Raw genomic sequence first — 13,307 nt, 5'->3', positions numbered from 1 at the left:
TAGTCCGCCCAGGACTATCAAAAATTCTAGTTAAGGTTTGTTTGCTTAAATACTAATATGGGTTCTAATTAAAGCAGTCTTATAGCCGCTTCAAAATACTTTAGACGCAATATTTTTTGTTCCAGTAAAAAGAGTGTGGATAGTTTGTTTGTTTGTTTTAAAATCTCCTGTAAACTAAACCTATAAACTAAAAGCAGACTGCCCGGATGATTGCCTACAAGTTGCAGGTAATCGCCATGTTTCATATTGTAACTTAACAACGTTACATTTTATGGTCTGATTTACTATGCACCTTAGTATTACTTTCACCTTGCATAGTTTAGCTTCTTAAACCTGCTCGATATAGATCTATTTGTACACCTGGCGTCAAGGTGTACTATACACACCTGCGGGGGCATCCGTATAACATGCTCCTGCTCCATTCTTATTAACATTCCTTTGTAGGGTAAAGATGGTTCCAGTGAAAATACTGGATGCCTGTTGCCCTATGCAAAAATAGAATTTACTGGTTATTCCGGTATAGCAACTTATTTGACGCGCCGGGGTTGGCGGCTGACATCTACAATGTCTTATCAGACTTATTGTTCACTGAATACTGGCGTGTGTTTCAATAGATTCGTGTTTCCAAATATCGATAGAGCCGGTTCCCATATACGCATGATCTTCTTTATGTCTCGCCAAGGCAAAGCCCACAAAAGATAAACCGATCCCTAAAGTAGTATGCTCAACTACTATTAATCCAATACCTGCTGCAAGGAATAATAACCAGTGTTTTTCTAACATAATATATAGTATATCATCCTGGTATATAAACAAAATTTTAATAAACAATCATGAGAGTATTTTGTAATGATTGATGATTAGGGTCTTTTTGATGCAAACTTCACTTTTGCATTATCTTGTAACAGTTTGCCCCAGGCACGTATCAATAAAATCTTATTCTTATATTGTATCTTAATGGCGTTCCAGTGGCTTAATAAGATCAGCCTCGTTCATATATACCTCAACTCCGGTTAGGTCACAAAAATGCTATTTTGTGGAAAGACAGAAACATATTCAGATTTCAGAGAGGGAACCTCGCATCTTTTTTTCTTTTGATAAGGCATCCGGACATCATACCTAAATGCTGTTAAGCATATTTTGTAATATATGTAGAACTTGAAGTATGCCAGCCATGGACCACAAATGATTATACTGACATCCTAAACTAAAGTATGGAGGTACTGTTTAATTCTTCTTTCCGAAGATATGGAACTAGTGTCCTGTTTTACTAGGTTTGTAACAAGTAATAAAGGGCATGTAATATTTAACAAGACTTGAATCCAATTTCCATGGATGTACGTAATCCATGTCCGCAATGAAAATCATCGCATGCAATATAATATTTCAACTACACTTGAACATTTGGATAAGCTGTACTTTTATATGTGCATGAAAATGGTTCACAATCCACGAAAATGGGGTGAAGGGCGGGTATTTTTTGACGAAAGAAGGGAGTTCATCAGCCCGTAATAGAGTTCATCGTATACCATTGCTGGAGAGTTGTTCAGCAGTCTATGAAACAACATAATCTTGGGTTTCCCGTTCTGTCATTTCACTCATACTGTCTGAAGCCCCGAGGGCTTTGAGTTTTATTTCGTGGCTTCAAAATAGGCAGTTGTAAACACATCCACAGTCAGACCTCATCATTATGACGATTAGTATATTCAATAATATAGAAATGTTTATATATAGATATTGAGAAGGTATGTACTAGATCAATAGCAAGGTGACGAAACCACTCTAAGATCACGGGTTTCCCGAATCTGGTCATGGCTGTGCCAATGATCACAAAGTGGTGTTCACTACCAGCAAATCTGCAAACAAGAGGAGGAAAATTATATGGAATTTGTAGCTGTAACCTGTCAAAACTGTGGTAGCAAGATGTATGTCCTGAGCAAGTGCGTCCGTGATGCGATGTATTGTACTATCCAGTGCCTTGAATCAGGTACCTCCTCAAAGATCTGAGCGTTCATAACGAACGCTCACACCTCATCTTTCTGGTAACATCTTTTTTTATTTGAAAGACTGTTCTATTCAAGTTCATGTTCTCTGTTCAATCCTTACCCTACGAGCAGTGATGAATGGATGTGCCAAAAGAGAACATTTAAAAGTCATGATATTTCTTTGCATTCTTTTTCTGTTACAAGTTTCACTTTCCATATATGTCAAAATCTATTAATATATTAATTGACTACTTCTAATATACCTGATATAATGCCATCTCATCCGAATAACGCAATTATGCTGAACAACGATATCAATATGGATGATATTTCTCCCGACAGCAGATCAAAGGTTGAACAGTTGAATTCTTCCGATAATATTTCAAGCTCATGCAAAGAGCGTTTTACTTCCATAGTAGAGGAGTCACCTATTGGTGTTTTCTTTGTGGATAAAGCCTGTAAGGTAGAATATTGCAATAAAGCAACCCTTTCATTGTTTGGATATAAAGATACTGATCAATTCAGGCAGGAATGCTTTGATGCATTATTTTCTCCAATACTTAAAGAGAAAATGAAAGGAAGTTGTATTCAGGGAAATAGCATTCATACACAGGCAGAGTTCTATCAGTCATGTAAGACCAAGGATGGCAAAGAGTTCCTGTCCAAGGTGAAAGCAGTTCTTCTAAAAGATGATGTCCACGGAGATTTTGGGTTGGTATGTTACATCGAAGACGCTTCCAGATATATCCTGCAAATAAGTGATAAGGAATACAATAATAAGTATGTGAAACTTCTGGAAGATGTAAATGATGGCGTTCTGATCATACAGGATCGTGTTTTCAAACATCTCGATAATAATTTTTTGAGAAGCACAGGATATAGAAAAGAAGAGCTTCTTGGCAGGGATTTCCTTGATCTTGTATCTCCTGCTTATAAAGATATAGTTACTCAGAGGTACAACAAAATATTGGAAGGAGAAGAAGTTCCTTCCAATTATGAGGTTGATCTGATTTCCAGAGATGGAAAGACGATCTCAATGGAAATATCGGCATATCTGATAGAATTCAATGCTAAGATAGCTTATATGGTCGTCTTGCGTGATATTTCGGAAATGAAAAAAGTTGAAAAGGAGCTGCAAACATACTCTGAACAGATATTTGCCACAAATGCAATAATCAAGAGGAAATTTGAGCTGGAAAAGGCCATATCATTTGTTTCGGCTATTCTTGTCGCTCCTGATAGCATCAATACTGCAGTAGACAAATGCCTTGAGAGAGCAGGTCTTCTCTGCGGTGCAAGTCGTGTCTATCTGTTCAGGATAAATAGCGCCACAAAAACCATGACCAATACTCATGAGTGGTGCAATGATGGCGTAGAACCTCAAAAAGATAATCTTCAGGATCTTCCGGTTGACATGTTCCCTTGGTGGATGGATAAACTCCACAAGGGTGAGATCATACGCATCACAGATGTTGGGTCAATGCCACCAGAGGCATCAAACGAAAAAGATATTCTTGAAATGCAACAGATTAGTTCTCTCATAGTGCTACCTCTTTACATAAGTGGAAATATGGTAGGATTTGTGGGGATGGACAATGTCGTAAATACCAGAGAATGGAAAGAAGAAGACATTAAAGTACTTGGGATACTTGCCAACCTTGTCGGCAGTGCAATAGAGCGCAAAGAGAATGAGGAAGCGCTCAATAATTATTCTGCTAACCTTGCACGCGCCTATGATGAGCTAAAAACCCTTGATCGAATGAAAAATGAATTCCTTGCCACTCTTAACCATGAGCTTAGAACCCCCCTGCACGCCATACAGGGATACAGTAACCTTCTTCGTGAAGGAGATTTCGGAGAGCTGAACGGAAGCCAGAAAAAAAGTGTTGATGCCATAGCACGTAATTCTGAACGCCTCGGTACTCTGATAAATTCGATGTTGTATATGAGTAACGTGCTTACCGGAAAAATGAACTATAGTTTTGATATTGTGCAGATAGAAACTATTATTGATCAAACTATCCGGCGCTATTCATATCCAGCACAGCTAAAGAATATTCTTGTCATAAGTAATATCAGTGCTCCGATCCCTCTAATTGAAGCAGATCTCAATATTTTGCCACAGCTTTTCTACAATCTAATGGATAATGCTCTGAAGTTCACTCCCAAAGCCGGGACCATTACTATCTCGGTCTATGATGAAGGTCCTGATATCCACATCCAGATAAAGGATACAGGTATAGGGATACCAAAAGAAATAGGGGATAAAATATTTGAGAGCTTCTATCAGGTCGATGGTTCATCAACACGGAAGTATGGAGGCAGTGGACTTGGACTTTCTATTTCCAGGCAGGTGGTGCAGGCTCATAACGGCAGTATATGGATGGAAAGCAAAGAAGGAGCAGGAACCACGGTACATGTCACATTGCCAAAGAAACATTCTACTAATGTACCTACGCTTAACATTAGTCCTTCCAATTCTTTAGTATGATTTGCTTCAGAAAGCTGTCAAACATTATCTATACCTTCTTTATATAATGAAGTGAGATTCTTTTCTATGTCACTTATAACATTAACCACCGATTTTGGTTCAGTTTATCCTGCTGCCATGAAGGGGGTCATACTAAGCATCAATCCTCAGGTCACCATAGTAGATATTACCCATTATATCCCTCATGCCGACATAAGGGCCGGAGCCTTTGCACTCTACTCTGTTGTTCCTTATTTCCCTAAAGGAACTGTTCATGTGGCGGTTGTAGATCCCGGGGTGGGTACTGCGAGGAATTCAATAGTTATTTATGCGGGTGGGCATTTTTTTGTGGGTCCGGACAACGGTCTCATGGTTCCCGCGGCTTCCAGTCAGGGTGATATGCAGATATGCAAGATCACAAACTTCGGTCTACTGGGAGACGTATCTGCTACTTTCCATGGAAGGGACGTGTTTGCCCGTATTGGTGCATACCTCTCAGGAGGCATGCCCCTGGAAGAGGTGGGGGAAACGACAGTAGATCATGTTCATCTTGATTTTGGAACAGTTGAACTTGGAGCTAACTTCATTTCAGGACATGTCATTGATATAGATGATTTTGGTAATGTCATTACCAATATACAGGCTTCCGATGTGTTCAAGAAGTTCCACTTTGAAGAACACGTAAGAGTATTTGGCAAGACAATATCCTTTCTTGGAACCTATGGGTATGCAGGAGAAGGAGAATTGCTGGCTCTTATTGGTAGTCATGGTTTTCTCGAAATAGCTGTTAATGGAAAAAGCGCTGCAAAAAGACTTAAAATACAACGTGGTGATGAGGTCCGGATTAAAAAACGATGACCTCTGAACTCTTTCACATCCACTTGTAATGTCTCATCACTTCAAGGTTCATGTCATACAGGAGGCTGTTCTCTACATATCCGAAAAACAGACATTTATGACAATTCTCAGGAATTTGTTTTCTTTTTTTCTTGCTTCTTTCCCATACATTCTGTAGTCCATCCTTTACGTTTCCCAGTGGTTCCTTTTCAACCCTGCAATGTTCTATAGTGCCATCTGCTGTCACGTTAAGTATAAGTTCTCCGGCATGGCACTTGAAATCAGTGCTCATATCCCGGATCATCTTCAGGTATGTGTAAGAATTAATTATCGGATAACCTTTTTTTTTCATTTCGATTATCTGGTCCACTGTTCGGCGATATTTGTCAGTATCTCTTACGCCTATATCTTTCCATATACTTTTTTCTATCCCGGAAAACTCGTACATTGGTTCAAAAGCTATGGTCGCTTCTAACTCTGCAGCAAGCCGAATGAGCTCTTCAATGTCATCCAGGTTCCGTCCACTGATGACACAGTTCATGAGTATGGGATTTTTCATAGACCTCTTTGCTTTGATTATGCCGGGAAGTATTTTGGTTTTAAAGTCTACTCCCCTTATCTCCTTATAACTGTTTATGCCATCAACAGATACGGAGAGGTAATCCAGGTCCGTAAGGTCCTCTACTCTTTTTTCCAGCAACAGTCCATTAGTTATGAGAAAAGTTACTATACCTAGTTCTCTGGCGTGTTGGAGTATCTGTGGCAGGTCTTCCCTTAGCAAGGGTTCAGCGGTCCATGCATTATATATCATTATCCCGAAGTCCTTTGCCTCATCCAGCAATCTGGTTATCTCCTGCAATGTCATTTCAGGTCCGCTCTGTTTCCAGTACTCGCAGAACTCACATTTCATATTGCAGCGGGAGTTGATGGCATGAGAGAGTACAAGAGGGCGTTTCTTTATCCTGGTTTGCCAGAATGCTTTTGCTGCTGTAAAGGGTGATCTGGGCATGATTCAGTATCTACATTGGTTGGCAATTTAAATATTCTGTTACAGGATACAGCAAAAGCTGTAAAGCAAGTAATTGTTAAAAAAAGATATGCCCGTAGAACACGGGCATATAGATATTTGTAAGTTGTTCGAAGTCTTTATCCAAAGAGTGCACCGAGACCGGCCATTCCGCTCTCTTCTGCTTCTTCCTTGGACTCTTCTTCCTTCTTTGCCTCAGCGGCTGGGGCTGCTGCTACAGCTGCTGGAGCTGCTGCAACCGGGGCTGCTGCAACTGCTGCAGTTGCCATTGCTTCTTCGATGTCCACGTCTTCAAGGGCTGCGATAAGTGCCTTTATACGTGACTCGTTGACTGCGGTACCAGCTGCCTGAAGAACGGCAGTTATTGCATCTTCTGTAATCTCTTTACCAGCTTTGTGCAGTAAAAGTGCTGCGTATATGTATTCCATGTGAAATCACCTTTTATCAATGTAAGTTATGTGTCTGTCTTATCCAAAGAGTGCTCCAAGACCGGCCATTCCGTTCTCTTCTGAGTTCTCTTCTTCCTTCTCTTCTTTCGCCTCAACGGCTTCATCGCCCTCTGTCTCGGTTGTTACGCTCACTGCTGCTGCAGCTGCGGCTCCGAGGGCCTGCTTAAGCTCATCATCTACTGCTTCCTCATTTTTAGTTGAGGCTGCAGCAGCCACAGCAAGCATCTGTGAATGAGCCTTGCCCATCAATGCTCCCATCAGTTCCGGCTCGAACACGGCAGCGTAAATGCCGAGGTTCTTGGATTCTGTTGAAGCTTTTGCGATAAGCGTGGTTATATTGTCTGTAGTTGGATATGCTGCGTATACCGACAGATTGAATGCCTGCTTTGCAGCCAAGGCTATGTCGTTGAAGTACTGTGTCTCATCCACTGCCAGTACATCTGGGCGGAATATGGATCCTTCTTCCAGAACTGCTCTTAGGTCCAATCCTACGACCATTGGGTAGATCTCAAGCCTGTTAAGCATGGATGCGAGTAACTGAGGAACTTTTTCTCCCTCTTTCAATACGGTCTTTGTTTCCTTTACAACGACCTTGCCTCCATCAATAGCTGCGGGTATGCCTGCCCGCTGCAGATCTCCCAGAATGGGTCCAGGTGGAAAACTCGTTGGTCTTGCTTCCACTACAATATCCTTGGGAGCCACAGTACCTGACCTGATTGGTGAAGGCGTCTTGCTCTTTTCGAGGAGCTTGTATAGTTTAAAAGGATTCTGATCCGAAAATACTAATGCTGTCTGGACATCAATATATTCGCCCATATCCTTTACATCCTGGCCCAATTCCTCCAATGCCCGTTTTATAAGAGTGTTCCTGGCAACTTTGATATATGCAGTTCCCTGAAGGTCCCTCCTCATTTTCTGGAGTTGCTTTGCAGGAATGCCTTCAATACCCGCTATACCGAAGAGGTGGTAGGATCTAATGAGCTCTTTTATCTCCTCAACTTCCTTGGCCTTCCATTTTGGTATATGTGATGTGTGGTGATCAATCTCCATATTACATCACCTTCACTGACTTACCCATCGTGGTCGTTAAATGGACCGACTTGATGTTCTGGCTACCTTTCTCAAGGGACTGTTCAAGTCTGGAGATCACCGTTTCTATGTTGTCGGCCAGCTTCTCAACTGCCATATCTCTGCGTCCGACTGCTACATGGAAGGTCAGTTTATCCTTTGACCTTATGCGCACGGAATTCTTGGAGGAGTTGATGACATCGGCTACATTCTTCCCAGGTTGAAGTGGAATTGGCATCTTTCCCCTAGGACCCAGGACAACACCAAGGCTCTTACCGATTAGCGGCATATACTGTACTTCGGCTATAAAGAAGTCACATTCATTGGCAATAGTTCTTGCACGTGCCTTGTCCTCTTTCATCCCGTTGATATCTTCCTCAGTGAAGACATATGTAGCACCGGCTTCCTTTGCCTGAAGACCAACCTCACCTTTTGCAAAAACAGCGATCTTCAAGTCTTTTCCAAGGCCATGCGGAAGTATTATCTCTTCGTCAACACGGTTCTTGGGCTGACTCATGTCGAGGTGTTTTAGGTTGATAGCCAGATCAACGCTTTCCATAAACTTGCGCTGCGGCGATTCCTCTAACAATTTATTGACAGCTTCTACTGTTGTTTTATTTACCATTCAATTCCTCCCGTAGTGCTGAACTACCGTCCATCGGCCGCTTCGGCCTACTACGGTTGATTAAGGGGTCAGGGATGTCCCCAAGCCCATTACTATTATAGTGCCCCAACGTGGAGCATAGTTCTTATATCTATCGGTTATATAGCCCGGATCAAGCTTCTGCGGTCAGCACATCGTCATACTTACCGTCGTCGATGGCCTTTTGGCATTCTCTTGGATCCATTCCTTCTGCCGTAACACCCAGAGTTACGCATACTCCCAGCACTTCCTTTACTGCAGCTTTCATGGAATACGCCAGCATTACGTCCCTCTTCATACGGGCTATCTTTATAGCCTGGTCGATCTTCAGGTCCCCTACTTTCTTTGTCTTTGGTTCCCCTGATCCCTTTTCGATGCCCAGTTCCTTCTTGATCAACGCAGCAGTTGGTGGCGTACCAACTTCGACCTCAAAGCTCTTGTCATCGGCAACTATCACTTTGACAGGTACCTGCATGCCATTATAATCTTTTGTCTTTTCGTTGATCTTGTCAATTACCGCTTTTATATTGATCCCAAGAGGTCCAAGGGCCGGACCAAGAGGCGGTCCGGGATTGGCTTTTCCTCCGGAGACCAGTGCTTCTACAACATTTGCCATGTGAGTATCACCAGTTATATTTAATATATCTATAAATTTAATATGTTCAGGACTCTTCCTCTTTCCTGAGGACCCTTACAGTGTCACCACGTATAGTTATAGGTATCGGTACCACCGCATCGAACAGTTCAACGGTGATCTCCTCATGTCCCTCATCGACCCGCTTGACACGTGCTCTTTCTCCTTTAAAGGGCCCGGAAGTGATCTCTATGATTGCACCTTCTGTTATACCGGTCACAGTGGGTTTCGGTGTAAGGAAATGTGATATCTCTTCTATGCTGGATTGACCTTTGATCACCGCACGCGCATGCGGGACTGTTTGGATTGCCTGTTCCACTATACCAGATGACGTGCTTTCCACCAGTACATAGCCTTTCAGCTCGTCCGGGGCCAGGATGGCACGAATGTCCAAGTGTTCCTTCCTTGCCACCATTGCCATCATATTTGCTACAGAACGTTCCTGGTTAGCAGTTGTTTTCACCACGAATACAACAGAAGCTTCAGCCATTGATTCACACCAACTTTGGTATTTCCACCATTGCTACATAGATCAGGAATCCCAATATGCCAATGGCAAGGATCCCAAGACCGGCGACCTTAGCAATTGTCAGGAACTCTTCTCTTGAGGGCTTCTTTGTTAGTTTAAGAACCCTCATGTGCGCTCTTAATATAGAACTTATGGAGTCCACTGTGGCATTTAACTTGCTTGAATCTATATTATTCCCTGCCAATATCTTCACAACCGATTAAGCCTTATGTTCTCTAGTTTGAACGCATTGATCGAATGACGAGTAGTCTGATTTTAATCATGCTATAAAATAGTACCGGCTATCTATAACTTCTTCTCTAAAATACTTTTCGATTATTTCAGCAGGCAGACTAAAAGCTGCCTGCAAAATCCCATTCATTTTACAAAATCAATCCCATACTTGCGTGTAACATTTCTGGTGCCGCCGTGGCCGTAGATCTGAGGTGATTTAACACCTGTGACTACCAACATTGTCCTCACGGTATTCTCCAGCTCTTCATCCACCTGCGCACCCCATATTATCCTTGCATCTGGGTCGATGCGGCTGTATACTTCCTGGACAACGCTCTCAGCCTCCGCAATGGTCATGTCCGGACCGCCCACCACGTTCACAAGAGCTGATGTAGCGCCGGATATGTCTACGTCCAGCAATGGGCTCCTCAATGCCTTTTGCACGGCTTCAACGGCTTTCATCTCGCCCTCTGCTTCTCCAAGACCGATCATTGCAACGCCTCCGTTCTGCATGACCGTCCTTACATCGGCAAAGTCAAGGTTTACAAGCCCAGGCTTTGTGATCAGTTCGGTAATTCCCTTCACTGCCCTCATCAGCACTTCATCCGACACTTTAAATGCAGCCTGTAACGGAAGTCTGGGCACCACTTCAAGTAGCTTGTCATTTGGGACAACTATTACGGTATCCGCAACTTCTCTTAGTCTCTCCAGGCCTGCTTCGGCGTTCATACGCCTTACATGCCCTTCAACTCCAAAGGGAAGTGTTACTACCGCAATTGTCAAGGCTCCTGCATCCCTTGCAGCTTCGGCAACTATCGGGGCAGAACCAGTGCCAGTGCCTCCGCCAAGGCCTGCGGTAATGAACACCATGTCACTGCCTTCCACAAAAGCCCTTATCTCATCAACGCTCTCCAGGGCTGCCTCTTCGCCCACCTGGGGAAGGCTGCCGGCGCCAAGGCCCCTTGTCTTCTTTCTTCCTATCAATATCTTCTTATCAGCATTGACCCTCAGAAGGTGCTGAGCATCAGTGTTTATAGCTACCAGTTCCGCTCCTTTGATTCCTTCGTTGGCCATCCTCTGCGTACTGTTGGACCCTCCGCCACCACAGCCTACGACCTTGATCACAGTCCTCAGGTCACGAAGCATCTCCTCTAGCTCTGCATTGATATCATTCGGTTCAGGCACACGTGTATGGAGGCGTCCTTCCTCTTCGGACCTTGCAAGTGCCTCTTCTACTATGGATCTCATTCTTCTTCTCCCTTGAGTGAAAATCGTGGTATTTATTATTTAAGAGTAATGTTATTTACTGATGTAATTCTTCTTGTGGTTTTTGTATAAACCATTAATGGTTCTACAATTCTGCCATTGGCAGTTACAGGGTTCCCATTTTTTAACTCTGCGAACATAGGACCAGGAGGTACACCCAGCTCCCGGGCAAGTTCCGGGTTGAACCTCTCCTCTGTAATATATAGCGTCATCTCTTCCGGGATGTATTTTATTTCATAATGCTCTTTTAGTATTTTAATGCATTCATCTATAAGCATATCAGCTGAAGCCTTTTCCCGGCCTCGTATGCACATCATGATGCAAGGCAAGGTCCCATTATCCCTTTCAATATAGGCCACATCCGACACATCAAGTAAGTCTGTAACCTTTTTCTTATCAGCCGACACCGCTTCGTTGAAGATGCTTTCATTCATCCTGCAGATATGGATATCCTCTGTGCTTACGTTTCCGGCATTGCTGATCATTTTCCTGAATCCATTTGTTATCCTCAGGCGGCTCCCCGGGCACAACCTGTCTGCCAGCTTAAACATGTGGGAATATACATGCCAGGGCAATCCATGCATATCTACTATATCACTTTCCCGAAGCAATTGAAGCCCAAGCTCTTTAATGATATCAGTGATCTTTTCTTTATGTGCCGAAGACATCGCCCTGCGGTCAAAGTATGCTATATCAGCATTTGACTTCTCTATAGCCTGTCTAACAAGTTCCAGGTCCAGGTTGTCAAGCTGATGATTTGGAAAATTGTGTCCGAATGTTATATTGTTCTCAAGCAACAATTTGGACTGGCGTTTTGCATAGTGTCCACCCCCAAAGCCAATGACTATTGGTAATATCTCCTCTTTCACCTCCAGTATTGCCCTGGCAGCGATCTCTCCTGCCACAGGGTCCTTCCATTGTTCCTCTGCACTGCCGATCTCAGCATATACCATCGGCAGAGAAACATCCGTGGGTCCGTGATGGGTGGATTCCATGGTTACATCATAACCAGTATCATTCACAAGCTTCTGCATATTAAGCAAAATAGATCTCAAGGCAAAAGGCGCAGGATAGGAAAATTCCCTGGTGTGCCCACCAAATTCCGCATTGCCGCTGTTCCCGGTATAATGAGCCGTCATCACCTTTTTTCCATCCTTGCTTTTATGCTTTGAGGCAACTATGATAAGTCGTGATTCCAATCCACATGCTTCAAGCCTGCAGTCTATGCCATCCTGATATATATGATGTGCATCGATCTCTACAAGCCAGAATCCTTCGGATGAATAAGCGCATACAAGCTCCTTCCAGTCTTGGCATGTCACATTCACAGGAACCCAGTCTCTCATTTTGAGTATATGTTCCTTGATGTTCTGGCTCGCCCTGTCAACTGTAGAGCAGAGGATGGTTATCCTTGATCCATTTCCATTGCTTTTCATCAGTCTTCATCCTTGATTTGAACCTTTTTGATCATATCAAAAGCCCATCTGCCCACGCCAGGCGCCACATTACCGCACCTGCGACAGTTAAGAACTTTGAATCCCCTCTTCTCATAATCTGCAATTAGGCACTATATTTGATGTTGTTTCTTTTTAGTTCTTGTTCGGTAAGTGTGCTTTTCAATATATCTCTAAGGTTCATATTTTATCCTGTATTGTTCATTTCTTCCTTTGCCTGAAATTTTCGTCCCCCAATGTTCCATTAGCCTTATTAAGTTTGATGTTCCCTTCTTATATAGTGATTTCAGTGCCATCATCAATAGCTGTAGAGATTGTACATTTCAAGGTGAAGCCTGGTACCAATGAACAGACATTTCTCAAGGCATCTGCTGGTATGATCCAGGAACTGAGCAAACTGTCGGGTTTCTTGGACAGGGAACTGCTTCAAGGTGAAAATGGCCAATGGACAGATATAGTTCACTGGGAGAGTATGGACCATGCTTTGAAAGCCACAGATGATGTAATGAGGCTTCCACTGTGTCTTGTATATTTTGGTTACATTGATGATACCTCTCTTCAAATGATGCACTTCACGCTGAGCCAGAGGTATCCTTGACCGAAAGTTCAAGTAATAGTGTAGTTAAAATCAGGTTACAGCCGAGTGAAAATTGTGACAGGACATTTTATAGTCCTGTTCAGTTTGATATTAGATCATATCCATAGTCAGTATATAATTGCTAAACATTGTCA

General features: G+C 42.9%; 13 protein-coding genes and 2 pseudogenes. 4 read left to right on the top strand and 11 right to left on the bottom strand.

Going from position 1 to position 13,307, the window contains the following annotated elements; translation table 11 throughout:
* Positions 1–585: 585 nt before the first annotated feature.
* On the bottom strand, positions 586–783 hold the full coding sequence (locus tag ACCM36_RS07675; RefSeq protein WP_370573163.1) for a hypothetical protein: 198 nt from the start codon (positions 781–783) through the stop codon (positions 586–588).
* 1,098 nt (positions 784–1,881) lie between these two features.
* On the opposite strand from ACCM36_RS07675, the gene ACCM36_RS07670 reads away from it, so the two are divergent.
* The 3 genes from ACCM36_RS07670 (at position 1,882) to ACCM36_RS07660 (ending at position 5,313) form a co-directional block, all read left to right on the top strand.
* Positions 1,882–2,007 (top strand): hypothetical protein, encoded by a 126-nt coding sequence (locus ACCM36_RS07670; RefSeq protein ID WP_370573162.1) that lies wholly within the window; start codon positions 1,882–1,884, stop codon positions 2,005–2,007.
* A gap of 276 nt (positions 2,008–2,283) precedes the next feature.
* Positions 2,284–4,476 carry an ATP-binding protein gene (locus ACCM36_RS07665; protein ID WP_370573161.1) on the top strand — a complete coding sequence of 731 codons (2,193 nt, stop codon included), beginning with the start codon at positions 2,284–2,286 and terminating at the stop codon, positions 4,474–4,476.
* 66 nt (positions 4,477–4,542) lie between these two features.
* Positions 4,543–5,313 (top strand): S-adenosyl-l-methionine hydroxide adenosyltransferase family protein, encoded by a 771-nt coding sequence (locus tag ACCM36_RS07660; protein ID WP_370573160.1) that lies wholly within the window; start codon positions 4,543–4,545, stop codon positions 5,311–5,313.
* A gap of 13 nt (positions 5,314–5,326) precedes the next feature.
* Here the strand turns inward: ACCM36_RS07660 and ACCM36_RS07655 are convergent, their stop codons facing one another.
* From ACCM36_RS07655 to ACCM36_RS07610, 10 genes and pseudogenes are all read right to left on the bottom strand, one after another.
* Positions 5,327–6,301, bottom strand: coding sequence for a radical SAM/SPASM domain-containing protein (locus ACCM36_RS07655; RefSeq protein WP_370573159.1), 975 nt, complete (start codon positions 6,299–6,301; stop codon positions 5,327–5,329).
* Positions 6,302–6,438: 137 nt separating this feature from the next.
* Positions 6,439–6,747, bottom strand: a complete 309-nt coding sequence (rpl12p, locus tag ACCM36_RS07650) for a 50S ribosomal protein P1 (RefSeq protein WP_370573158.1) — start codon at positions 6,745–6,747, stop codon at positions 6,439–6,441.
* Between the two features lie 39 nt (positions 6,748–6,786).
* On the bottom strand, positions 6,787–7,818 hold the full coding sequence (locus tag ACCM36_RS07645; RefSeq protein ID WP_370573157.1) for a 50S ribosomal protein L10: 1,032 nt from the start codon (positions 7,816–7,818) through the stop codon (positions 6,787–6,789).
* A 1-nt stretch (position 7,819) separates the two neighbouring features.
* Positions 7,820–8,461 carry a 50S ribosomal protein L1 gene (locus tag ACCM36_RS07640; protein ID WP_370573156.1) on the bottom strand — a complete coding sequence of 214 codons (642 nt, stop codon included), beginning with the start codon at positions 8,459–8,461 and terminating at the stop codon, positions 7,820–7,822.
* A gap of 151 nt (positions 8,462–8,612) precedes the next feature.
* Positions 8,613–9,095 (bottom strand): 50S ribosomal protein L11, encoded by a 483-nt coding sequence (locus ACCM36_RS07635; protein WP_370573155.1) that lies wholly within the window; start codon positions 9,093–9,095, stop codon positions 8,613–8,615.
* 46 nt (positions 9,096–9,141) lie between these two features.
* Positions 9,142–9,603 (bottom strand): transcription elongation factor Spt5, encoded by a 462-nt coding sequence (locus tag ACCM36_RS07630; RefSeq protein WP_370573154.1) that lies wholly within the window; start codon positions 9,601–9,603, stop codon positions 9,142–9,144.
* A gap of 4 nt (positions 9,604–9,607) precedes the next feature.
* The gene (locus ACCM36_RS07625; protein ID WP_370573164.1) at positions 9,608–9,811 is read right to left on the bottom strand and encodes a protein translocase SEC61 complex subunit gamma; all 204 of its coding nucleotides are present in this window, start codon (positions 9,809–9,811) and stop codon (positions 9,608–9,610) included.
* A gap of 188 nt (positions 9,812–9,999) precedes the next feature.
* Complete coding sequence (gene ftsZ / locus ACCM36_RS07620; protein WP_333788075.1) at positions 10,000–11,103, bottom strand: cell division protein FtsZ; 1,104 nt, start codon at positions 11,101–11,103, stop codon at positions 10,000–10,002.
* A 98-nt stretch (positions 11,104–11,201) separates the two neighbouring features.
* A pseudogene (locus tag ACCM36_RS07615) lies at positions 11,202–11,312 on the bottom strand (ribonuclease Z); the annotation flags it as partial.
* A 429-nt stretch (positions 11,313–11,741) separates the two neighbouring features.
* Positions 11,742–12,467: pseudogene (locus ACCM36_RS07610) on the bottom strand (D-aminoacyl-tRNA deacylase); the annotation flags it as partial.
* A gap of 397 nt (positions 12,468–12,864) precedes the next feature.
* Here ACCM36_RS07610 and ACCM36_RS07605 point away from each other — a divergent pair.
* Positions 12,865–13,173 (top strand): antibiotic biosynthesis monooxygenase, encoded by a 309-nt coding sequence (locus tag ACCM36_RS07605; RefSeq protein WP_370573153.1) that lies wholly within the window; start codon positions 12,865–12,867, stop codon positions 13,171–13,173.
* The last annotated feature ends 134 nt before the right edge of the window (positions 13,174–13,307 follow it).

The sequence above is a fragment of the Methanomethylovorans sp. genome (assembly GCF_041305605.1).
In the GTDB taxonomy this organism is placed as follows: domain Archaea; phylum Halobacteriota; class Methanosarcinia; order Methanosarcinales; family Methanosarcinaceae; genus Methanomethylovorans.
Note: the sequence above shows the minus strand (reverse complement) of the source record. Positions and strands in the feature narration are given on the sequence as shown.